Annotated in this window: 19 protein-coding genes; 10 read left to right on the top strand and 9 right to left on the bottom strand. The window is 34.0% G+C overall.

Translation table 11 applies throughout. From position 1 onward, the window contains the following. Nucleotides 1-112: 112 nt before the first annotated feature. Genes B0A58_RS03175 through B0A58_RS03165 form a run of 3 tightly spaced genes read right to left on the bottom strand, consistent with a single transcriptional unit; the run spans nucleotide 113 to nucleotide 4,474 of the window. Nucleotides 113-1,066 carry an AAA family ATPase gene (locus B0A58_RS03175; protein ID WP_089079854.1) on the bottom strand — a complete coding sequence of 318 codons (954 nt, stop codon included), beginning with the start codon at nucleotides 1,064-1,066 and terminating at the stop codon, nucleotides 113-115. A gap of 14 nt (nucleotides 1,067-1,080) precedes the next feature. Next, entirely contained in the window at nucleotides 1,081-2,490 is a 1,410-nt protein-coding gene (locus tag B0A58_RS03170) for a peptidylprolyl isomerase (protein ID WP_089079853.1), read from the bottom strand. A gap of 4 nt (nucleotides 2,491-2,494) precedes the next feature. Further along, nucleotides 2,495-4,474 (bottom strand): peptidylprolyl isomerase, encoded by a 1,980-nt coding sequence (locus tag B0A58_RS03165; protein WP_243389439.1) that lies wholly within the window; start codon nucleotides 4,472-4,474, stop codon nucleotides 2,495-2,497. Nucleotides 4,475-4,710: 236 nt separating this feature from the next. Here B0A58_RS03165 and B0A58_RS03160 point away from each other — a divergent pair, with 236 nt between their 5' ends. After that, a complete protein-coding gene (locus B0A58_RS03160) occupies nucleotides 4,711-6,300 on the top strand; it encodes a peptide chain release factor 3 (RefSeq protein WP_089079852.1) in 1,590 nt (529 codons plus the stop codon). A gap of 175 nt (nucleotides 6,301-6,475) precedes the next feature. Here B0A58_RS03160 and B0A58_RS03155 read toward each other — a convergent pair whose 3' ends face one another. Continuing rightward, nucleotides 6,476-7,924 (bottom strand): glyceraldehyde-3-phosphate dehydrogenase, encoded by a 1,449-nt coding sequence (locus B0A58_RS03155; RefSeq protein WP_089079851.1) that lies wholly within the window; start codon nucleotides 7,922-7,924, stop codon nucleotides 6,476-6,478. Between the two features lie 222 nt (nucleotides 7,925-8,146). Between B0A58_RS03155 and B0A58_RS03150 the strand changes: the two genes are divergently transcribed. From B0A58_RS03150 to B0A58_RS03135, 4 genes are all read left to right on the top strand, one after another. Next, on the top strand, nucleotides 8,147-8,866 hold the full coding sequence (locus tag B0A58_RS03150) for an SAM-dependent methyltransferase (RefSeq protein ID WP_089079850.1): 720 nt from the start codon (nucleotides 8,147-8,149) through the stop codon (nucleotides 8,864-8,866). Between the two features lie 184 nt (nucleotides 8,867-9,050). Beyond that, nucleotides 9,051-10,181 carry a hypothetical protein gene (locus B0A58_RS03145; RefSeq protein WP_089079849.1) on the top strand — a complete coding sequence of 377 codons (1,131 nt, stop codon included), beginning with the start codon at nucleotides 9,051-9,053 and terminating at the stop codon, nucleotides 10,179-10,181. Next, on the top strand, nucleotides 10,174-10,944 hold the full coding sequence (locus B0A58_RS03140) for an FkbM family methyltransferase (protein WP_243389438.1): 771 nt from the start codon (nucleotides 10,174-10,176) through the stop codon (nucleotides 10,942-10,944). The genes B0A58_RS03145 and B0A58_RS03140 overlap by 8 nt, the downstream gene beginning before the upstream one ends. 1 nt (nucleotide 10,945) lies before the next feature. After that, on the top strand, nucleotides 10,946-12,409 hold the full coding sequence (locus B0A58_RS03135) for a lipopolysaccharide biosynthesis protein (protein ID WP_089079848.1): 1,464 nt from the start codon (nucleotides 10,946-10,948) through the stop codon (nucleotides 12,407-12,409). Nucleotides 12,410-12,557: 148 nt separating this feature from the next. Here B0A58_RS03135 and B0A58_RS03130 read toward each other — a convergent pair whose 3' ends face one another. Then, a complete protein-coding gene (locus tag B0A58_RS03130; RefSeq protein WP_089079847.1) occupies nucleotides 12,558-13,085 on the bottom strand; it encodes a hypothetical protein in 528 nt (175 codons plus the stop codon). A gap of 71 nt (nucleotides 13,086-13,156) precedes the next feature. Between B0A58_RS03130 and B0A58_RS03125 the strand changes: the two genes are divergently transcribed. The 4 genes from B0A58_RS03125 to B0A58_RS03110 all read left to right on the top strand — a co-directional run bounded on the left by B0A58_RS03125 (nucleotide 13,157) and on the right by B0A58_RS03110 (nucleotide 15,527). Further along, nucleotides 13,157-13,546, top strand: a complete 390-nt coding sequence (locus tag B0A58_RS03125; protein ID WP_089079846.1) for a group III truncated hemoglobin — start codon at nucleotides 13,157-13,159, stop codon at nucleotides 13,544-13,546. 115 nt (nucleotides 13,547-13,661) lie between these two features. Then, nucleotides 13,662-14,720, top strand: a complete 1,059-nt coding sequence (locus tag B0A58_RS03120; protein WP_089079845.1) for a 3-oxoacyl-ACP synthase III family protein — start codon at nucleotides 13,662-13,664, stop codon at nucleotides 14,718-14,720. Between the two features lie 110 nt (nucleotides 14,721-14,830). Continuing rightward, complete coding sequence (locus B0A58_RS03115; RefSeq protein WP_243389437.1) at nucleotides 14,831-14,989, top strand: hypothetical protein; 159 nt, start codon at nucleotides 14,831-14,833, stop codon at nucleotides 14,987-14,989. Further along, on the top strand, nucleotides 14,976-15,527 hold the full coding sequence (locus B0A58_RS03110) for a Smr/MutS family protein (protein ID WP_089079843.1): 552 nt from the start codon (nucleotides 14,976-14,978) through the stop codon (nucleotides 15,525-15,527). The genes B0A58_RS03115 and B0A58_RS03110 overlap by 14 nt, the downstream gene beginning before the upstream one ends. Before the next feature lie 58 nt (nucleotides 15,528-15,585). Here B0A58_RS03110 and glmM read toward each other — a convergent pair whose 3' ends face one another. Next, on the bottom strand, nucleotides 15,586-16,974 hold the full coding sequence (gene glmM, locus B0A58_RS03105; protein WP_089079842.1) for a phosphoglucosamine mutase: 1,389 nt from the start codon (nucleotides 16,972-16,974) through the stop codon (nucleotides 15,586-15,588). A gap of 692 nt (nucleotides 16,975-17,666) precedes the next feature. Between glmM and B0A58_RS16760 the strand changes: the two genes are divergently transcribed. Next, the gene (locus tag B0A58_RS16760; RefSeq protein ID WP_243389436.1) at nucleotides 17,667-18,248 is read left to right on the top strand and encodes a helix-turn-helix domain-containing protein; all 582 of its coding nucleotides are present in this window, start codon (nucleotides 17,667-17,669) and stop codon (nucleotides 18,246-18,248) included. Nucleotides 18,249-18,500: 252 nt separating this feature from the next. Here the strand turns inward: B0A58_RS16760 and B0A58_RS03095 are convergent, their stop codons facing one another. The 3 genes from B0A58_RS03095 to B0A58_RS03085 form a co-directional block, all read right to left on the bottom strand. After that, on the bottom strand, nucleotides 18,501-20,042 hold the full coding sequence (locus tag B0A58_RS03095; protein ID WP_089079841.1) for an acyl-CoA carboxylase subunit beta: 1,542 nt from the start codon (nucleotides 20,040-20,042) through the stop codon (nucleotides 18,501-18,503). A gap of 3 nt (nucleotides 20,043-20,045) precedes the next feature. Then, on the bottom strand, nucleotides 20,046-21,488 hold the full coding sequence (gene accC / locus B0A58_RS03090; RefSeq protein WP_089079840.1) for an acetyl-CoA carboxylase biotin carboxylase subunit: 1,443 nt from the start codon (nucleotides 21,486-21,488) through the stop codon (nucleotides 20,046-20,048). Between the two features lie 355 nt (nucleotides 21,489-21,843). Further along, on the bottom strand, nucleotides 21,844-22,329 hold the full coding sequence (locus B0A58_RS03085; protein WP_089079839.1) for an acetyl-CoA carboxylase biotin carboxyl carrier protein subunit: 486 nt from the start codon (nucleotides 22,327-22,329) through the stop codon (nucleotides 21,844-21,846). Nucleotides 22,330-22,460 lie beyond the last annotated feature (131 nt).

Genomic DNA, 22,460 nt, shown 5'->3' with positions numbered 1-22,460 from the left:
TATATATTTTAATGTATTTACTTAATTATTATAATAATATTTTACAATTTCAAAACGATTTAAGTTTGTTATAAAAAAAAACGTTTTATTTATTCAATAAAACGTTTTTCTTTTAAAATAACTTTTCGATAATCATTTCTTCTGAAATTCCTTCGGCATCGGCTTTATAATTTTTAATAATTCGATGTCGTAAAATGCCTTTGGCAACTGCTCTAACATCTTCGTTATCAGGCGAAAATTTGCCGTTAAAAACAGCATGGGTTTTAGCAGCCAAAATCAAATTTTGCGAGGCTCTTGGTCCAGCTCCCCAGTCTAAATAATTTTTTATATAATCTGAAGCAAAATTGGAATCTGGTCGGGTTTTGCTAACTAATTTTACAGCATATTCAATAACATTGTCTGCCACAGGAACTCTACGAATAAGTTGTTGAAAATCAATAATTTCATGTGCTGTAAACAACGGGTTTACAGTCATTTTAACATCAGAAGTTGTGCTTTTTACTACCATAACTTCTTCCTCAAAACTTGGATATTCAAGTTTAATCGAAAACATAAAACGATCCAACTGAGCTTCTGGCAAAGGATAGGTACCTTCTTGTTCTATTGGATTTTGAGTTGCTAATACAAAGTATGGCAAATCTAATTTATAATGCTGCCCCGCAATTGTTACTGCCCTTTCTTGCATGGCTTCTAATAATGCAGCCTGAGTTTTTGGAGGAGTTCTATTGATTTCGTCTGCTAAAATGATGTTAGAAAAAATAGGGCCTTTAATAAATTTGAATTGTCTATTTTCATCCAAAATTTCACTTCCCAATATATCAGAAGGCATCAAATCAGGTGTAAACTGAATGCGCTTAAATTGCAAACCCAAAGCTTCTGAAATGGTATTGACCATTAATGTTTTGGCCAATCCAGGCACTCCTACTAATAAGGCATGACCTCCTGAAAAAATACTCAACAAAATCTGATCTACAACAACGTCTTGTCCAATGATGATTTTGGCAATTTCTTTTTTGAGATTATTTTTCTTTTGTACTAAATTTTCAATGGCATTTACGTCTGACATATTGTTTTAATGTTTTATTTTTTTAACCAATTGTTTGTAAAGGCACAATCCTGATAATCGGCATTGATTTTTACATACGTTTCTTTAATTTTGTTATCCATCCATTTGGCTATGGCTTTAATTTGTTTTTCTTTCAAAGCCAATTCTTTTATTTTAATATAATCTTTACCATAATCTGCCGTGTGTTCAGTAATTCTATTGGTTATAGTGATTATTTTGTATTTTTTCCCACCTTTTTGATCTTCTTCTACTAATGGAATTGTTATTTCTTTGGTTTTCAAATTAGAAATATCTGCATACAATGTAGGGTCCATTTTTGTTAAGTCAAAACGAGTGTCTTGTGTTTTTGGGTTTATCAATTGTCCGCCGTTGGTACGGGTTTCTTTCTCGTCAGACATTTGTCTTGCTGCTTCTGCAAAACTAATTTCTTTGTCCTCAATACGTTTTTTTATCAAACTAATTTTCTCTTTTGCTTCGTCTAATGAGGCTTGTGTCGTTTTTGGTGTTAATAAAATGTGACGCAATTCTACATCCTGACCTTTTATTTTTTCGACCATGATGATGTGATACCCAAAATCGGTTTCAAATGGTTCAGATATTTCGCCTTCGGCCAATGAAAATGCTACATCTTTAAATTCTTTTACAAATGGTGTTTTTCTATTCATTTTATAAAAACCACCATTGGCTCTCGATCCTGGGTCTTGTGTATAAAGTACTGCTTTTGTAGCAAAACTAACCCCTTCCATTACTTCTTTTTTAAACCCTTTGAGTTTGTCTATTACAGCTTGTTTTTCTTCTTGAGCCACTTTTGGGGCAACTACTATTTGGGCAACTTCTACTTCAGTTCCAATTATTGGTAATTCGTTTTGAGGGATTTTTTTAAAAAATGTACGCACTTCTTCAGGTGTGATTTCTACGCCATCAATAATTTTTTTTTGCATATCCGAAGTCAATTTGTTTTCTTTCAAAATATCAAAAAAATAGGACTTAAAATCCTCTTCGCTGTCTTTTTTATAGTATTTTAATACTTTTTCCATCGATCCAACATTTTCTACCATATAGTTGATGCGTTCTTCCATCATCAATTTCACATCAGCATCAGATACTACAATACTATCCTGAATGGCCTGATGGGCATATAGCTTGTCTTCTAACAACTTGCCCAACATTTGGCAACGGCTAATGTCTTTTATCGAGTTGCCCTGACTTGAAATTTCTATAAATGCTTTATCTATATCTGAATCTAAAATGATATAATCGCCCACATTGGCAACAATGCCATCTACTTTTCTTTTTTTGTTTTTGGTTGTATCTGTTTTTACTACTGCAGAAGTTTCTTTGATAATTTCTTGAGCATGTCCAATTGAAAATGCCAATAAAAACAGGCAAAAGGTTGTAAATTTAATTTTTTGTAAGTATTTCATGTTGTTATTTAGTTTGTATTTCTTTTTTTATTTTTTCAAAAATAGTGGAATTGATTTGTACTTTAAATTCTTTTTTCAAATTTTGAATCCAATTGGTTTCCAAATAATTTTGATAATCATTGATGAGACGTCCTTTGGCTTCCTCAAATGTTTTAAGTCTTTCGGGTATTACTTGATTGATTTTAGTTACAAAATAGTAATCACCTTCTTTTATAATGTCTGATACTCCTTGCTCTATTTTGGTATTTTTCGGAATAATCGCTTCATGCTTTTCATAAATACCTTGATTTATAATAATATTTATAACCTCATTTGTATTCAATGCTTCTTTTATTTCAGCAGTCGAAGTATTTTTACTCAATAATTTTTGAGCCTTTTTCACAACATCTTTATTAATAGACGATGCAATAATTATGGCCACACTTTCTCCTTGTTTATATTGATTTTTATTCCAATCAAAATAGTTTTTTAAACCGGTGGTATCACTTTTTGATTTTTCCCAAATTTCTTTTTCCATCAAATCAAAAAGTAGTAAACCTTCTTTATATTCTTCAACAACATATTTAAATTCTGGATATTCCATTTCTAAATGTTGATCGTAATAAGTTCTTAATTTTTCACTTTCAAACTCGTCATATAAATGATCCACCAATTGATCAATTGGTTTCAAAGTCAATTTGTTTTTTTCTTGTTCTTTAACATAGTTTAAAAACGATAGGGTGCTGATTTTTTCTTCGTTAATTGTTAAAATGTCATTATTTAAAGCAGGTGTTGCCAAGGGCACTATCCATTTTTCGTTATAAATATCGTTGGTTACTGTTTTTTTGGCAGCCTCAAACGACTTCAGATTTTTTTGAATCTTGTATTTAGCTTTCAATTTTGAAGTAAGTGATTGTATGATCAATTTTGAACGGTCGTCTTTTGCCAATCGATCTTCTAAAAATGGTTTCATGTCTGTAAATGATTTTACAGGAAATTTTTCTATTAATTTTACAATATGCCATCCATAATTGGATAAAAAAGGAGTCGAAATTGGTTTTTCCAATGTCAGTCCTAAGGCCGTGTCTTCAAACTCTTCAGAATTGAGTTGTCCAGCTCCAAATCGACTTAAAACACCCCCTTTTGGTGCCGATGCTTTGTCTTGTGAATAGGTTTTAGCTAAACTTTCAAACGACTCTCCTTGTTGTAATTTCTTGTAAATGTCGTCTATCATTGCTTTGGTTTTCATATCTTCTGCTTCGCCACTTCCTAGTGTTTTACCAATCATGATATGGGCTGCAATCACCTCGCCTCTATTGTCTCTAATGTCTTCCACTTTGATCAAATGATAACCAAAACGGGTTCTAATAATTGACGACAATGCTCCTTTTGGGGTTTGATATGCCGCTGTTTCAAATGGATAAACCATTCTAAAAACCGAAAAATAACCTAATTGTCCACTATTGGATTTTGCCGACGGATCTTGCGAATACAATGCGGCCAAAGTACCAAAGTTTTCGCCATTTTCAGCCCGTTTCTTAATATCCAATAGCTGCTGATAAGCTTTTAAAGTATCGGCTGCTGGAGCATTTTCATCACAGGTTATCAATATATGTGAGGCTTTAATTTCTTTTAAAGCCCTTTGATATGCTTCATCCAACAACTTTTGGGTTATTTTGGTATCAGTAAAATAAGTTCTAGACAATTGAGCTCTATAACCAATCAATTCATTTTTATAACGATCATTGTTTTGTAAGCCAATTTTTAATGCTTTTTGAACTTTCAATTTATAACCAATATATAAATCCAAATATTTGTCTAAATCTTTTTGTGAATCATCTTTTACCAAATCTAAATTTTTCAAATACACTCTTGCAAATTCATCTGTATAAAAAGGTTTATCGTCTATTGTAAACAATATATCTTTTGATTGACTTTGAGCATAACTCTTTGTTAGTAAGATAATTATAATAAAAGAGAACCATTTTTTTAAATTCATTTTCATTTTTTTTAGATTAAACTACCGATTGATTAGCACTTTTTTTGATGTAATAAATAAGTTTTGTTACAATCAACAAAAATAACAATTTCAAAGCATTATACAACAATAAAAATTAGTATTAACAAAAAATTATAAAGTTTTAGCCTTTTTGATATGTAAATTGTATTGAAATATCCTGATTTTACATAATCAAATATCGAAAATAATAGTATTTTTGCACCTCAATTTTATATCAAAACATGAGTTTTTTAGAAGAAATACAAAGACGTCGCACATTTGGAATCATTTCCCATCCTGATGCTGGTAAAACAACACTTACAGAAAAATTGTTGCTTTTTGGAGGTGCCATCCAAGAGGCAGGGGCTGTAAAAAACAACAAAATTAAAAAAGGAGCCACCTCCGATTTTATGGAAATCGAACGTCAAAGAGGAATTTCAGTTTCGACTTCGGTTTTAGCATTTAATTATAAAGACAAGAAAATCAATATTTTAGATACTCCAGGGCACAAAGATTTTGCCGAAGACACTTTTAGAACGCTCACCGCCGTAGATAGTGTTATTGTTGTAATCGATGTTGCAAAAGGTGTTGAAGAGCAAACCGAAAAGTTGGTAGCCGTTTGTAGAATGCGAAAAATTCCAATTATAGTGTTTATCAACAAATTGGATAGAGAGGGTAACGATGCCTTTGATTTGATGGACGAAGTAGAACAAAAACTAGGGCTAACCGTTACACCTTTGAGTTTTCCAATTGGCATGGGCTATGATTTCCAGGGTATTTACAACCTTTGGGAACAAAATATCAATTTATTTAGTGGCGATAGTCGCAAAAATATCGAGGAAACCATTGCTTTTTCTGATGTTCAAAATCCAGAGTTAGAAAAAATAATTGGCCCAAAACCAGCCGAAAGACTGCGAGAAGAATTGGAATTGATAGACGAGGTTTACCCAAAATTCGACCGTCAAGCGTACTTAGATGGGCGGTTGCAACCTGTGTTTTTTGGGTCGGCCTTAAATAATTTTGGGGTTAGAGAACTTTTGGATTGTTTTACAGCAATTGCCCCATCGCCAAGACCAAAAGAATCTGAAACCCGACTGATTGATCCGAAGGAAGAAAAAATGACGGGTTTTGTGTTTAAAATACATGCCAATATGGATCCAAAGCACCGAGACAGACTGGCTTTTATTAAAATTGTATCGGGAACTTTTGAACGAAATAAACCTTATTTTCATGTCCGACAAAAGAAAAATTTAAAATTTTCGAGTCCCAATGCTTTTTTTGCAGAAAAAAAAGAAATTGTAGATATTTCATATCCTGGAGATATTGTTGGACTGCATGATACTGGCAATTTCAAAATTGGAGATACCCTTACCGAAGGGGAATTAACCAGTTTTAAAGGCATTCCAAGTTTTTCGCCAGAGCATTTTAGATACATTAATAATGCAGACCCGCTCAAATCCAAACAGTTAGAAAAAGGTATAGACCAGCTGATGGACGAAGGGGTTGCACAGCTTTTTACGTTGGAACTCAACAACCGTAAAATTATTGGAACCGTTGGTGCTTTGCAATATGAGGTAATTCAATACCGATTGGAACATGAATATGGAGCCAAATGTTCTTACGAAAACTTTCCTGTTCACAAAGCATGTTGGGTAAAACCCGACGATTTGAAAAGTGACGAATTTAAAGAATTTCGTAGAATCAAACAAAAATTTTTAGCACACGACAAATACAACCAATTGGTGTTTTTGGCCGATTCTGATTTTACAATTCAAATGACTCAAAGTAAATTTCCAAGCGTAAAATTATTTTTTACATCGGAATTTGATTAAAAATAAGAAACGGATAAAACTCAAAAAAAAGGACTTCTACACGAAGTTCTTTTTTTTGCAAAAAAATGATTATTAATTTGATAAGATATTATTTTCCATAAAAAATCCGTTCTCATATAAAAATGAAAACGGACTTTTCGAATTGCAACTAAACTAAAAAACTATTTTGAATATCCTAGTAATAAGTAAAACGTCTTACTTTTGATATGTATTTGGCTAATCTAATCACTTGGTGGCTGTATCCATATTCGTTGTCATACCAAATGTAGAGTACTACATTTTTGCCATCGGCAGATACTATTGTAGCATTACTATCATAAATAGCGGGTTGAGAAGTACCAACAATATCTGAAGATACCAACTCATTGTTCATCGAATATTTTATTTGCTCTACCAATTCGCCTTCCAAGGCATATTTTTTCATAATAGCATTTACACCTTCTTTAGATGTTTTTTCCGCAACTTCTAAATTCAAAACGACCAACGAACCATTTGGCACGGGTACTCTAATGGCATTGGATGTCAGTTTGCCAGTAAGGCTTGGTAATGCTTTGGCAACCGCACTTCCGGCTCCTGTTTCTGTTATTACCATGTTCAATCCTGCAGCTCTACCTCTACGGTATTTTTTGTGCATATTGTCCACTAAATTTTGGTCGTTGGTATAGGCATGAATGGTTTCTAAATGACCTTTAACCACACCTAAAGTATCTTCGACTGCTTTCAAAATAGGGGTAATGGCGTTTGTGGTGCACGAAGCTGCCGAAAATATTGAGACTTCATCTGGGTCAAACTCGGTATGATTGACACCGTGCACAATATTTGGCACCCCTTTTCCTGGTGCAGTGAGCAATACTTTTGACACCCCTTTTGATGTTAAATGTCTGGAAAGGGCTTCTTCTGTTGTAAAAGCTCCTGTATTGTCTATTACTAAAGCATCTGATATGCCATGTGTGGTATAATCAATTTCTTCTGGGCTGTTTGCTGTGATAATGTGAACCGTTGTACCATTGATAATTAAAGCATTATTGGCAGCATCGGCTACTACAGAGCCTTGAAAATCACCATGAACTGAATCGTATCGCAACAACGAAGCTCTTTTTTCGAGCGAAACAGCATCATTTTTATCACGGGTTACAATGGCTCTCAATCGCATTTGATTCCCTTGACCCATTTTTGACATTAATTCACGGGCAAGCAATCGGCCAATACGTCCAAACCCATACAATACGACATCTTTAGGTTGTATTTCGTGAAAGTCTTTTGCGGCTTGCAGTTTGTGAACTACAAAAGATTTTGCATTATTGTAAATATTATTTTCATCATGAAACTCAAAAGTCAATTTACCAATGTCGAGTTTAGATGGTGGCAAATCGCTGGTTAAAATGGCTTTGGCAATTTCTACCGAATCAAAAACAGATATGGGTTTTCCAACAAATTCACCCGCATATTCGTGCAAATTGATAATTTCTGAAACGTTTTTGTCTATCAATTGGTTTCTAAAGAGCACCATTTCAATAGATTTTTCGTACCAAAGATCACTCACTATTTTGATGAGTTCTACTCCAGCCCGTCTTCTGTCTGCCTGAAAAGACAATTCTTTTTCGTATTGTGCAATTGTTGTCATGAATAAAAATAAATAATTTAAACTTGGGGTTTGCTTTAATTTGCGACAAATGTAAATAAAATATATTATTCACGAAATCGATTTCGTGAAAAAAAATTAATTTTTTTTAAAAATCGATTTTTTAAGTAAATAATTGTCAAATTCATAATTTTGATTGGGTTACTCAATTAATTTAATACCTTTGTAAAAAATTAAAAGTTTTAAAATAAGCCCATTTTATCCATGAAAACGTCTCAAAAAGGAAAATTATACCTCATTCCAACAACTTTAGGCGAGGGAAATCCGTTTTTGGTATTGCCTCAAACCATTCAAAGTACAATAGCATTATTAGATGATTATATTGTTGAAAACGACAAAACAGCTCGAAAATTTATTAAAAATGTATTGCCATCAAAGGTGCAATCCAGTTTGAGACTTCAAACACTCAACAAGCATACTGATGTAACAGCGCACCAACGGATGATACAACCATGCTTAGAAGGCAAAAATGTGGGACTCATGAGCGAAGCTGGTTGTCCTGGCGTTGCCGATCCTGGGGCAGTTATTGTAAAGTTGGCTCATGATAACCATATTCAGGTTGTGCCTTTAGTAGGGCCTTCCTCTATTTTGTTGGCCATAATGGCATCTGGATTGAACGGACAAAGTTTTGCTTTTAATGGCTATTTGCCCATAGACAAATCTGAAAAAAAAGCCTCGCTCAAAACGTTAGAAAAATTGTCGTTTGACAAAAACCAATCTCAACTTTTTATTGAAACACCTTATCGAAATAACAAAATGTTGGATGACTTATTGCAAACCCTGCAACCTAACACTTTTTTGTGTGTAGCCACCGACTTGACCCTTGAATCGGAATTTATCAAAACCAAAAGGGTATTTGAATGGAAAAAAGACTCTGTTGATTTGCATAATCGACCTACAATTTTTATTATCCACAAAATCTAATCAATAAGTTATGGGTTTAAATCAAATTAATCATTCCATTTTTTTTAGCACTTTGAAGGCTTTTGACCGACACTATCATTAAAAAAAATCAATTTTTTAACCATTCTCATTCATATAAAAGTTTACCTTTGCTGTTTGGATAGTTTATTTTTTTATACGACTATAAAAAACCTAGTCTTTATTGATGAAAAAACATATTGCCTTTCTCGAATTTGAAACTCATGCTCCTTTATTAGAGCAATGGTATTTGCTATTAAAAGAGATGCAATTGCTTGATTATCATTTTTTTGTATCAAAAAAAGTAGCCAATCACCTTCAAAACATACCTCAAAAACATATTACGGTTTTGGATCAAATTGCAGATTTTAAATCTCAGATTCGGCATTTTGATGCAGTGGTTGTCAATACTTTTCACCGACATTTCGATCAGTACCACTTTATTTTTCGTCAAAAACCCAGTATGTGTTTGGTTCATAATTTGAATTTCAGTGTTTTTTTTAATCCGTTATGTTTTCAAACCATTTTCAAAGAAAAAAACAGACTTACCTATTATCTTAAATTATATATCAAAGAAAAAATAGATTCAAAACGGAAAAATATACTTCATTTTACTCAGTTGGCCGTGCTATCAAAGGCTTTGCATCAAGAACTTATCAGCAAAAATGCACTTGCTGCATCCAAAACGGTTTGCCTCAATTTGAATTTTTGCGAAACTATACAATGTCCGCCACAAAAGCCAATAAAAATAGTGATTTCGGGTAATATTTCCAATAAAAGAAAAGATATAGACTTGATTATTAGTGTTTTAGAAGAGTTAAATCCTGAAAATCATTTGGAGTTTGAATTTTTGGGTAAACCAGAAAATACCCAAATAGAAAAAAAATTGATTGATTTAGAAACCAATTTGCATCCAAATGTTCGTATTTCCTATCATCAAAAATACATTCAATGGGACGATTATCAAACGGCCATTTCAAAAGCCCATTTGTTGCTTTGTCCAATCAAACAACAAACGTCGTTTTATTGGGTGAAAGAAAAATATGGACATACTAAAATGAGTGGCAACGAAAATGATTGTATTGTACACGGCAAGCTTGGTTTGTTTCCCTCGTATTATCCAAAAATGGAATGGCACAATTTATTTTATGAAAACAAATCTGATTTAATCGAAATATTGAATCATTTAAGCAGCGATTATTTGCAAAAAGAATATAAAATATTACAAAATTACAACACAAGTTACCAATTTAATGGTGTTAAAAACCAACTCGAAAACCAATTATTAACATTAGCATCTTTACCACAAAATGTTTAAATTTTTCATACAATTGGCCTTCCATTTTTGGCCAGAACTCTACAAAAAACGATTTTTTAAATCATTAAAGTCTTTAAATACAGATACTTATAAGTGTGAACCCGAATTGGGATACCTCAATAAAATATTACATCCCAATGCTACTTTTATCGACATTGGAACCAACAAAGGAATCTATTTGTATCAAGCAGAACAAATAATTACAACGGGCAGAATTATTGGCTTTGAACCCAATTCCGATATGGTAAAATTGGCCAGTCATTTGTTTCCAAAAGCACAAATTGTTCCTTTGGCTATTTCGTCAAAAACGGGTACTGCTACTTTATTTATACCCAAAATAGCAACAGGTTTACAAGATACTCGTGGCTCTTTAGAAGCGTTGGGAGATAATGTAGAAAAAGTTGAAATTCAGACTATTACACTCGATTCATGGGTGCAAAACAATCATTTAACTACTATCGATGTAGTCAAAATCGATGTGGAAGGCCATGAATACGATGCCATTTTAGGTTGTCAGCATATTTTACAACATTTCAAACCAATTTTTATTATAGAAATAGAACTCAGACATGCCCATTATCCTATTGAAGCCATTTTTAATTTTATACAGAAATTCAATTACAATGTGTATTATTTAGACAGAAAAAGCAAACAACTTGCTCCATTTGATTACACTAAAATGCAGCTTTTTCAAGAAGATGCCTTTTTGAATAATTTTAATTTATATATCAACAATTTTATTTTTATTCCAAATCAAAACTAAAATGGGAATTGTAGCTAGACAAAGTATCAAATATAGTTTTGTAGGATATTTTAGCGTGTTAATTGGCGTTTTTACAACGCTATTTATCTATCCTTATAATTTAGAATTTGCAGGCAAATTGCAATTTGTATTGGCTACTGCACTACTCATTTTGCCCGTTGTTTCCCTTGGGATTGCCCATGCCAATATCCGATTTTACCCCCGATTATCCAAAACCAACGACCACCAGCATTTGTTACGGTTTTCGATGTTTTTTTTGGTTGCAAACGGTATTTTTGTAAGTGTTTTGTATGTAATTGCAGCCCTGATTTTTCCAAGTATTCAACAAACAGACATGTGGGAAATGGCTTTTTACATCTTTCCTTTATTGTGTCTTTTATCTATTATTCAATTATTATCTAGGTATATTTCTATAAAAAAAAGAATAGTTGTACCCAATATTTTTGAAAATATTTTCCCAAAATTAGGTATGATTGCTGCCTTTACGGCTTACCATATCGGACACTTTTCTGAGCTTGTTTCTATCCTGATTTTTCTGTTTTTTTATCTGTTATCACTTATCGGTATGTATATTTATGTACAAAAAATAGATCCTTTCCAAAACCGTTTCTCCTCTTTTTTTCTACATCAAAACCATTTCAAATCCGAGTTGTTACAATTTTCTTTATACACCTTTTTGGGTAGTATAGGCTCTGTAATTGCTTTAAATATAGACACTTACATGATTGGCGAGTTTTTAGGCTACGCAGAAGTATCTGTTTATAACACCACGTTCAATTTAATTCGTATGATTACCGTGCCTGCACTAGGCATCTATACCATTTCGGCACCCATAATTGCTCAATATATAGAAGAGGCTAATTGGTTAGAATTGAAGGCTTTGCATCACAAAACTTCTTTATATTTATTTACTTTAGGTGCTTTACTTTTTAGTTGTATTGCCGTTGGAATAGACGATTTATTCTTACTTATGAAAAATGGCGAAGCACTAAGCAAAGGTAAAAATGTGGTTTACATTATAGGATTTGCTTTATTGTTTGATTTAGCAACAGGGTTTAATGGCTACATTATTACTAACTCAAAATATTATAAATTCAACAATACATTAACTGTTGCATTGGCTTTTTTAACTATTTTGTCAAATTTATTTTTTCTTTTTTATCTAAAATTAGGAATTATTGGAGTAGCTTGGGCAACTTGTATTTCCATGAATTTATACAATTTAATCAAAATTGCCTTCAATTACAAAAAATTTGGCGTGCATCCTTTCAGCTTTCGCTATGGTTACGTCATTGGTTTTGTAATATTATCTGTTGCTATTGGATTTGTATTACCCAATTCATCTTACAAAATAGTCAATCTTTTCTACAAACCACTCATCCCTATAACCATTTTTATAGTAGGCAATCAACTATTCAAAATTATTCCCATTCCCCAATGGTTATCCAAAAAAATGAAAATTTAATTGTTTTGGGCGTTCCCACAAGGGGCCGGGCTATTCGCTAAATCTTTTTTAAAACAAAAAAANNTTTTTTTGTTTTAAAAAAGGATACCGCTGCTATCCCTAACGCACTTTCAGGGACAATAGCAACACTTTTTTTCAAATAGTAAATTTATTGGTATCTGTATCCAATACCCGTTTTAATATTTTGAGAACCTCCCAATTGATTAGAGTTATAACCCACTGTGGCTTTGTCTGAAGTCATCAATACAAATGGACAACCAATGGCCGCAGCAGCCATTTTCAATTTTTTCTCGGCTTTTTTGTCTCCAGTATTTCCAGTTTGAAAATTAATCATACCTGTTTTCCCTCTCACTTCGCCTCCTTTTTTCAATCCAGCAATATATGATTTTTCTTCAAGTATCACTACTTTTTCCCAATCATCTTCGCCATTTACTACAATTTTTTCAGTAACTTCTTCAACTCTACCGCTTTTTCCATAAACAATTTTTTCAATGGCATATTTTCCAATGCTGTTTTCTGCATCTTCTCCGTCATATTTGAATACCACGGTATATTCTTCTACCTTAATAACTTTACCTTTTACTACCTCGCCACTGTGTTTAGTAATCACATCTACTTGTGCAAATGTGCAAACGGACGAAAGCAAAAACGCCCATAATAAAATAATTTTTTTCATTTTTTTTGTTTATATTTGATTGATATTAATTTTTACAAAAATATTAATTTTAATTTAAAAACCAAGAAAAAATGATTAAAAATAAAGATATCGTAAACCAAGAAGATTTATACTTTTTAGTTGATAATTTTTACAAAAAATTACTTTCAGACCCTCAAATAAGCTATATTTTTACAGATGTAGTCAAAATAAATCTCGAAGAACATTTGCCCATTTTAGTAACTTTTTGGTCTCAAGCCATTTTAGGCACAGGAGGCTATACCCGAAATTTAACTCAAATTCACTTAGACATCAGCCAAAAAGAATATTTATCTCCCGCATTATTTGATATTTGGTTGCATCACTTTTTTGTAAGTGTTGAGGAACATTTTGAAGGTACAAATGCCGAAAAAATTAAAACCCAAGCTTTAAATTTAGCTACGATTATGAAGATTAAAATAATAAATCAATCAAAAAACTGAAGATAATTCAAATTAATAGTTAAAATGTAATAAATTCATAATAATATGCAAGCATAGTATTTTTTTGTTTTTGCATCAAATAAAAATGTAATTTTGCATTCAAAATCGGCAACAGATGAATATAAAAATAATTGGCTCAGGAAGTTACATTCCAAGTATATGTGTAAGTAATAAGGATTTTAGCAATCACGAATTTTTAAATGAAGACGGTACTCCTTTTGGATATCCAAACGACGTAGTAGTTAGAAAATTTAAAGGTATCACAGGTATCGAACAACGACGGTATGCTACAAACGAACAATGTTCGTCTGATTTGGGTTTTTTGGCCGCTCAAAAAGCCATAGAGCATGCTCAAATTGATGCCGAAACTATAGACTATATTATTGTAGCTCACAATTTTGGCGATGTCAAACCAGGTTCTGTACAATCTGATATTTTACCAAGTTTAGCTACCAGAATCAAAAATAAATTACAAATCAAAAACCCAAAATGTGTGGCTTTTGATATTCTTTTTGGATGTCCAGGCTGGATTGAAGGGGTTTTGCAAGCCAACGCTTTTATCAAATCTGGAATGGCCAAACGCTGTATGGTTATTGGTTCTGAAACCCTTTCCAGAGTTGTGGACGACCACGACCGAGACAGCATGATTTATGCCGATGGGGCAGGGGCTACTATTTTTGAAGCTGCAACCGATAATTCGGGACTTTTGTCTTATGAAAATGCCACTTTTGCCATAGACGAAGCAAACTATTTGTTTTATGGAAGTTCCTACAATCAAAATTTGGACCCAAACATCAAATACATCAAAATGTATGGACGAAAAATTTACGAATTTGCCTTGAGCCATGTGCCTCATGCCATGAAAGATTGTTTAGACAAAAGTGGCATAGCAATAGAACAGGTAACAAAAATATTGATCCATCAGGCCAACGAAAAAATGGACGAAGCCATCATCAACAGGTTTTATAAATTGTATGACAAACCTGTACCTCAAGGGATTATGCCAATGAGTATCAATTTGTTAGGTAATAGCAGTGTGGCAACGGTACCAACACTTTTCGACTTGTTAATTCATAATCAAATTGAAAACCACCACATCGAAAAAGGCGATATTTTGATTTTTGCCTCTGTGGGTGCAGGTATGAATATCAATGCTTTTGTTTATCGTTATTAATTTTTATCAAAATCTTTTGTGTTTTTGGGATGCCTTTTTCAAATTTATACTAAATTTGAACCTTCAACAATGTTTTTCCTTATTCCATGAAAAAATTACGATTTCCTATTATGACTTTAGCAGCTTTTGGGGTTATTTGGCAACAAAACAAAGCAGAACAAAATATATATATCCTTTGTATTTGTGTGGTTGTTTTTATGTATGGAATGATGCAATTAAGTGGGAAAACACCAAGTAAAAATATACAAAAAGACGATGAAAAAGATTAATATAGGCGACAAAGTGGCTGTTTTGGACGATGATTTTAGTGGTATTGTAAAAAATATTAAAAACAATCAAGTAGAAATTGAAACAGCCGATGGGTTTACAATGACGTATGAAAATCATGAACTTATTGTAATGAATCATACCGAAAATTATGTAAACAATCAAAATTTTAATTACAACCAAGTCCTAAAAGAAAAAGAAACACCCCTAAAACCCTATACTGTCAAAGACAAGAAAGTTAAAAACGAAAGAGGAGTTCCAGAATTTGATTTGCATATAGAGCAATTGGTTCCTAATAAAAAAGGCATAAGTAATTATGATATTTTGACCTTGCAAACCGAAACCGCCAAACGGCATATTGAATTTGCAATTAAAAACAGAATCCCAAAAATAGTGTTTATACACGGTGTGGGCGAAGGAATACTCAAAGCGGAACTCGATTTTTTGTTAGGTCGCTATGACCAAATCATGTTTCAAGATGCCAATTATCAAAAATATGGCTTAGGAGCTACAGAAGTGTATTTTAAACAAAATATTTAACTTAAAACAGCAATAAAAAAAGGTGCCGAAAATTTTTTTTTCGGCACCTTTTTTAGCCTTAAATTCCAGCTATGACTTTGATTTCAGCTATGATTTTTAAAGCCAATGCATCTGCAATTTCTTGAGAAAATGCTTCTGTATAAATTCTAATAATGGGTTCGGTATTCGATTTGCGAAGATGAACCCAGTTTTCTGCAAAATCTATTTTAACACCATCAATGGTAGAGATGTTTTCGTGTTTATATTGCTCCGTCATGGCTTCTAAAATAGCATCTACATCAATTTCTGGCGTAAGTTCTATTTTGTTTTTACTCATATAATACTCTGGATACGAAGTTCTTAACTCAGAAACTTTGCAATTTTTATAAGCCAAATGGGTTAAAAATAAAGCCACACCAACCAAACTGTCTCTTCCATAATGCAACTCCGGATAGATGATGCCACCATTACCTTCGCCACCAATAACGGCTTGGTTTTTTTTCATCAAAGCTACTACGTTTACCTCGCCAACAGCACTGGCCTCATATTGCCCGCCATGCAAGTGGGTTACATCTCGCAAGGCCCTCGACGACGACATGTTAGACACCGTATGGCCAGGTGTTTTGCTCAATACATAATCTGCACAAGCCACTAGCGTATATTCTTCACCAAACATGTTGCCGTCTTCAGATATAAACGCCAGTCTGTCCACATCAGGATCAACCACAATGCCTAAATGGGCTTTTTCTTTGACAACCAAAGCACAAATATCGCCCAAATGCTCTTTCAACGGTTCTGGATTATGCGGAAAATGACCATTGGGTTCGCAGTATAATTTGACAACTTCTACCCCCATTTGTTCTAATAGTTGAGGTATTATGATACCTCCCGATGAGTTTACGCCATCTACCACAACTTTAAATTGTGCTTTTTTTACGGCTTCCACATCTACCAGTTGCAATTGTAGCACTTCGTTGATATGAATATCCATATAAGCCTCGTTTGTAGTAACCGTACCCAAATGGTCCACATCTGCAAACGTAAAAGCATCACTTTCAGCAATATCCAATATCAATGCCCCTTCGGCACCACTCAAAAACTCTCCTTTTTCATTCAACAATTTAAGGGCATTCCATTGTTTTGGGTTGTGAGATGCTGTAAGAATAATACCGCCATCGGCCCCTTCCATCGGCACGGCTACTTCTACGGTGGGAGTAGTAGAAAGCCCCAAATCTATCACATCTATACCCAATCCTACTAATGTGTTCAATACTAAATGGTGGATCATTGGCCCCGAAATACGAGCGTCTCTGCCCATAACCACTTTTACTTTTGATTTCGATAAATTATTTTTCAAGAAAGTACCATAAGCGGCGGCAAACTTTACTGCATCTACGGGTGTTAAGTTATCGCCTACATTTCCGCCTATTGTTCCCCGAATTCCTGATATTGATTTAATTAATGTCATGTGTTCCAATTTAGGTTTAAAGTATTCAAAGGTAAAATTTTTATTTTTATTTCCAAATTTTTTTATTATTTCAATCCCCAGCTCGATAAATATGGTTATAAGTTACCATGCTTGAACCATTTTTTTTATCAAATTGGCATACATTCAACTGCTTTTCAAAATCATGTTCATCTAAAAGGAATCAATTTCATTTCAATCCATTGCTTCCAGAAATAGTTAGGAATTTGTTTCTCTTTTTTAATGTATTGAAATGCTTTTCGATTGATTTGTAGGGAGTTTGAATTGAAATACAGTTGATTTTAGATCAATATCAGTATCATTTTTTGATAAAAAAACAAAAAAGTAGATTGAAACCCTTTCAAATGCTTTGTTTTTTGAATCGTTGAAATGCCCCCAAGTGATACAACACCAAAACAATGATCACGATCTGCACTTTTGACATCAAAACACAAACCACTAACCTCAAAAACAAAGGTTAAACCTGTATCTATTAAGGATAGACCTATATCAATAAAGGATAAACCTGTATTAATAAAGGTTAACCTATGTTAATAAAGGGTAAACCTGTATCAATAAAGGATAAACCTGTATTAATAAAGTATAAACCTATATTAATAAAGGTTAAATCTAAATATATAAAGGATTAACCTGTATCTATAAAGGATAAACCTAAATAAATAAAGTTTAAACCTATGTTAATAAAGGATAAACCTATAACAATAAAGGATAAACCTATATCAATAAAGGATAAACCTATAATAATAAAGGTTAAACCATTATTTTTTGTATATTTGCATCAAAGTTTAATCAACCAACAACCAACAACCAACAACCAACAACCAACAACCAACAACCAAAAACCATCAACCAACAACCAACAACCATCAACCATAAACCATCAACCATTAAAAAAAAATAGTATGAAAAATTTGAAGCACCGCCTAACCAACAGCACAGAATTTCCGGCAAATGGCAATTTTGTTCATTATTATTTGCATCAAAATAAGATAAGCAAAGCCGAAGTGTCACGAAAATTAGGGGTAACCCATACAACCGTTTCGGGCTATATGAAACAACAGTCGTTGCAGTTTGGTATATTATGGCAATTGAGCAAGGTGCTGGAGTATAACTTTGTGGCACACTTGGGCGAGTATTTGAAAATACCGTATCAAACAAAAGTCGAACAGGAACTTCGAGCTACGATAGAGCAACAAAATGCCCACATAAAATCCCTCGAAACCGAAATTCAGATTTTGAAAGGGCTGCGGCAGTAAGTATTACCAAATATCAAATATTCCAATTTATTGGATTATTTGTGCTATAATATTCAAAAAAAATAGTTCCTAGCCAGTGATGCCAAGTTGTTTTTTGACATTTTTTTCTAAAAAACGGCATCGCATTTTTGGACAGTATCTATATTTGGTATAAACAGTAGGGGAGGGTGTTGTGTTACTTTATTTAGGAGTATAAAAAAGCGTCTTGAAAACTCAAAACGCTTTTAAAAAAAAATAACAAATTAAAAAAAACTATAACGGTATGTTGCCATGTTTGCGTTTTGGTGCAACGGCAACTTTATTTTCGAGCATGCTAAATGCTTTAATTAATTTCCTACGGGTGTCTTGTGGCAAAATCACTTCGTCCACAAAACCACGCTGAGCGGCTGTGTATGGATTGGCAAACAAGTCAGCATATTCGGCTTCTTTTTCGAGCAATTTTGCAGCAGGATCGGCAGCTTCGTTGATTTCTTTTTTGAAAATAATTTCCGACGCCCCTTTAGCACCCATTACGGCAATTTCTGCCGATGGCCATGCATAATTCAAATCGGCTCCAATGTGTTTGGAGTTCATGACATCATAAGCTCCACCGTAGGCTTTTCTGGTAATTACGGTAACTCTTGGCACAGTAGCCTCGCTAAGGGCATACAACAATTTGGCTCCATGAACTATAATTCCGTTCCACTCTTGGTCTGTTCCTGGTAAAAATCCAGGTACATCTACCAGTACAAGCAACGGAATGTTGAAGCAATCACAAAAACGGGTAAATCTAGCGGCTTTGATTGATGAATTAACGTCCAATACTCCAGCTAAAATCATGGGCTGATTGGCAATAATTCCGACACTGCGGCCGCCAATTCTGGAAAATCCAACAATAATATTGTCTGCAAAATTTTTATGAATTTCATAAAATGAATCTTCATCAATAATACCCGAAATTACTTCGTGCATGTCGTAAGGTTTGTTAGGACTTTCTGGAACAATAGAAGCCAATTTTTCTCGAACCTCGTTACCTAAAGCAAATGGAATGTTTTTTGGTTTTTCGGTATTGCTTTGAGGCAAATAACCCAACAATCGTTTGATGTCTTCTAGGCATGCTACATCGTTTGCCGAAGTGCAATGGGCCACCCCCGATTTGGTAGAGTGCGTGCTTGCCCCACCCAATTCTTCGGATGTAACCGTTTCGTTGGTAACGGTTTTTACCACGTTTGGCCCTGTTACAAACATATAGCTGGTGTTTTCAACCATCATTGTAAAATCGGTCATAGCAGGCGAATATACTGCACCACCAGCACAAGGGCCCATGATGGCCGAAATTTGAGGAATAACGCCCGAGGCTTGCACGTTTCGGTAAAAAATATCGGCATATCCGCCTAAAGAACGAACCCCTTCTTGAATTCTAGCCCCACCAGAATCGTTGAGACCAATCATGGGAGCTCCCATTTTTAGGGCCATGTCCATTACTTTGCAAATTTTTTCGGCATGGGTTTCAGACAGCGAACCGCCAAATACCGTAAAATCTTGAGCAAAAACATATACCAATCGGCCATTGATGTTGCCATATCCTGTAATAACCCCGTCGCCCAAATACACTTCTTTTTCCATTCCAAAATCGGTTGTTCGGTGGGTAACCAACAGGCCAATTTCTTCAAAAGTTCCTTCGTCCATCAAATAATTGATGCGTTCACGGGCGGTTAATTTTTTGTTTTGATGTTGTTTTTCAATACGTTTTTCGCCACCACCCAAGTGAGCCAAAGCCATTTTATCGTTTAATACTTTTATTTTTGCTTCCATAAATTATTGATTTGGTAATCGTACGATTTTTTGATCTTCAAAATATTGTTTTAATGCCACAAGTGCAGCAATTTCGGCTTCTTGGGCCATTTGTTTTTTCAAAACTTCTGCATCATAGTATTTTTTTACAAAATGAGTATCAAAATTCCCTGAACGGAAGGCTTCGTGTTCAAAAACAAATTTTCCAAAAGGCAACGTTGTCGAAACCCCCTGAATTTTATAGTCTTCAATGGCTTTTAACATGATTTGCATTGCTTCTTCACGGGTTTCGCCATAAGTGATGAGTTTAGAGAGCATTGGGTCATAATAAATTGGAATGTCCATGCCTTGTTCAAACCCATTGTCCACACGAACGCCTTTGCCTGTTGGCAATATATATTGGTCTAAATGTCCAACACTTGGCAAGAAATCATTCAAAGGATCTTCTGCATACACCCTCAATTCTAGGGCATGACCTTTTATTTGAAGGTCTTCTTGTTTTAATGTTAAAGCTTCGCCACGGGCTACTCTGATTTGCATTTCTACTAAATCTACCCCAGAAATAATCTCTGTTACAGGATGTTCAACTTGCAAACGGGTATTCATTTCGAGGAAATAAAAATTATGGTTTTCGTCCAACAAAAATTCTACAGTACCCGCCCCTAAATAGTCGCACGATTTGGCCACTAAAACGGCAGCTTCGCCCATTTTTTTACGGAGTTCGGGTGTCAATACTGCCGATGGAGCCTCTTCTACTACTTTTTGATGGCGGCGTTGCACACTACATTCTCTTTCAAACAAATACAATATATTGCCGTGGCTATCGGCCATAATTTGAATTTCGATATGACGAGGTGAGGCCACATATTTTTCTATAAAAACAGATCCGTCTCCAAAAGCAGCTACGGCTTCGCTAATGGCACGATTCATTTGCGATTCAAATTCGGCTTCGGTTTCTACTACCCGCATCCCTTTTCCGCCACCACCTGCCGAGGCTTTTATTAATATTGGAAAACCAATAAATTGTGCGGCTTCTTTGGCTTTTGCAATATCGGTTATGGCTTCATCTACGCCTGGCACCATCGGAATATCATAAGCTTTTACGGCTTCTTTGGCGGCCAATTTGCTTCCCATTATTAAAATGGCTTTTGATTTTGGTCCAATGAATGTGATGTTGTTTTTTTCTGCTTCTTCTGCAAATTCTGAATTTTCGCTCAAAAAACCATATCCAGGATGGATGGCATCTACCCCTAAAGATTTGGCTACGGCTATAATTTTGTTTCCTAATAAATAGGATTGACTCGAAGGTGCTTCGCCAATGCAAACGGCCTCGTCTGCAAATTTTACGTGTGGTGCATTTCTATCGGCAGTAGAATATACTGCAACGGTTTTGATGCCCATTTTTTGAGCCGTTCGCATCACTCGGATTGCAATTTCGCCTCGATTGGCAACTAATATTTTTTTCATTTTGTTATACTATTTTTATTTTTTTTATTTTGAATTGGAAATTAAAAGATTTTGGATTCTAAATATGCTATTGTGTAACTTAAAAAAACGGCGGGTTACTATTTACCGTATTTTACATTAGGGAAAGCAGTAGAAATCCTTTTAGAAGCCCTCCAACCCTCAAAAGGGGTGTGTTATATTGCACGAATATAGTTTCTGAATGTGGTTATCAAAAAAGATTATTTCACAATATTTCATTTCCTTTGGAGTTCATTGAACGTTGTTTGAAACGGATAACCCGACCCTTGTGGGAACACCCAAATAAACATTTTAATTAGAATTTAGCCCTTGATAATTTAGAATTCAAAATATAAGGTTATTCAAATTCGATTAACAATTGTCCTTTGTCCACGGCATCGCCCGTATTGACGGCAATCGATTTGATAATACCATCTCTTGGCGAAAGAAAACTGTTTTCCATTTTCATGGCACCTAAAATCAATAAGTTGTCATTTTCTTTTACTTCTTGTCCCACTACTACACTTATTTCCAATATCAAACCAGGCATTGGAGCTTTGATGGCGTTTACTTGTTTTGAAGTGCCAACTTCGAAGCCCATTTTTTTTATCAATACATCCAATTCATTGGCAATGGCCACTGTATAGGTGTTGTTATTCACTTTTACAGTATAGGATTTGCGGTTAAAATCTGTTGAAACAATTTCGGCTTTAAAAGGTGTGTTGTGGTGCAAAACATGAAATTGGTTTGTTTGCACACTAACAGCATCTAATTTTGCAACACTTTCATTATCAAGTTCATAATGAAAAGTGTCATTTACTTTTATGTTATAATTATTACCCATGTAATTTTTTTTTTATTGGGTGTAAAAGTAATTATATATGCTGTATTATTGTTAATGAAACCGACCTATATTTGCTAAATTAATATACATAAATTAAAAATAATGTATGATTATAACGAAATTGATACATT

Source organism: Flavobacterium branchiophilum NBRC 15030 = ATCC 35035 (assembly GCF_002217205.1).
Lineage (GTDB): Bacteria > Bacteroidota > Bacteroidia > Flavobacteriales > Flavobacteriaceae > Flavobacterium > Flavobacterium branchiophilum.
The sequence above is the reverse complement of the archived record's forward strand: the minus strand, read 5'-3'. Positions and strand labels throughout refer to the sequence as shown.

Bases quoted from the DNA above. Each gene is read 5' to 3' on its own strand.
- B0A58_RS03175 (WP_089079854.1), bottom strand. From the start codon at position 1,066: ATGTCAGACGTAAATGCCATTGAAAATTTAGTACAAAAGAAAAATAAT.
- B0A58_RS03170 (WP_089079853.1), bottom strand. From the start codon at position 2,490: ATGAAATACTTACAAAAAATTAAATTTACAACCTTTTGCCTGTTTTTA.
- B0A58_RS03165 (WP_243389439.1), bottom strand. From the start codon at position 4,474: ATGAAAATGAATTTAAAAAAATGGTTCTCTTTTATTATAATTATCTTA.
- B0A58_RS03160 (WP_089079852.1), top strand. From the start codon at position 4,711: ATGAGTTTTTTAGAAGAAATACAAAGACGTCGCACATTTGGAATCATT.
- B0A58_RS03155 (WP_089079851.1), bottom strand. From the start codon at position 7,924: ATGACAACAATTGCACAATACGAAAAAGAATTGTCTTTTCAGGCAGAC.
- B0A58_RS03150 (WP_089079850.1), top strand. From the start codon at position 8,147: ATGAAAACGTCTCAAAAAGGAAAATTATACCTCATTCCAACAACTTTA.
- B0A58_RS03145 (WP_089079849.1), top strand. From the start codon at position 9,051: ATGAAAAAACATATTGCCTTTCTCGAATTTGAAACTCATGCTCCTTTA.
- B0A58_RS03140 (WP_243389438.1), top strand. From the start codon at position 10,174: ATGTTTAAATTTTTCATACAATTGGCCTTCCATTTTTGGCCAGAACTC.
- B0A58_RS03135 (WP_089079848.1), top strand. From the start codon at position 10,946: ATGGGAATTGTAGCTAGACAAAGTATCAAATATAGTTTTGTAGGATAT.
- B0A58_RS03130 (WP_089079847.1), bottom strand. From the start codon at position 13,085: ATGAAAAAAATTATTTTATTATGGGCGTTTTTGCTTTCGTCCGTTTGC.
- B0A58_RS03125 (WP_089079846.1), top strand. From the start codon at position 13,157: ATGATTAAAAATAAAGATATCGTAAACCAAGAAGATTTATACTTTTTA.
- B0A58_RS03120 (WP_089079845.1), top strand. From the start codon at position 13,662: ATGAATATAAAAATAATTGGCTCAGGAAGTTACATTCCAAGTATATGT.
- B0A58_RS03115 (WP_243389437.1), top strand. From the start codon at position 14,831: ATGACTTTAGCAGCTTTTGGGGTTATTTGGCAACAAAACAAAGCAGAA.
- B0A58_RS03110 (WP_089079843.1), top strand. From the start codon at position 14,976: ATGAAAAAGATTAATATAGGCGACAAAGTGGCTGTTTTGGACGATGAT.
- glmM (WP_089079842.1), bottom strand. From the start codon at position 16,974: ATGACATTAATTAAATCAATATCAGGAATTCGGGGAACAATAGGCGGA.
- B0A58_RS16760 (WP_243389436.1), top strand. From the start codon at position 17,667: ATGTTAATAAAGGATAAACCTATAACAATAAAGGATAAACCTATATCA.
- B0A58_RS03095 (WP_089079841.1), bottom strand. From the start codon at position 20,042: ATGGAAGCAAAAATAAAAGTATTAAACGATAAAATGGCTTTGGCTCAC.
- accC (WP_089079840.1), bottom strand. From the start codon at position 21,488: ATGAAAAAAATATTAGTTGCCAATCGAGGCGAAATTGCAATCCGAGTG.
- B0A58_RS03085 (WP_089079839.1), bottom strand. From the start codon at position 22,329: ATGGGTAATAATTATAACATAAAAGTAAATGACACTTTTCATTATGAA.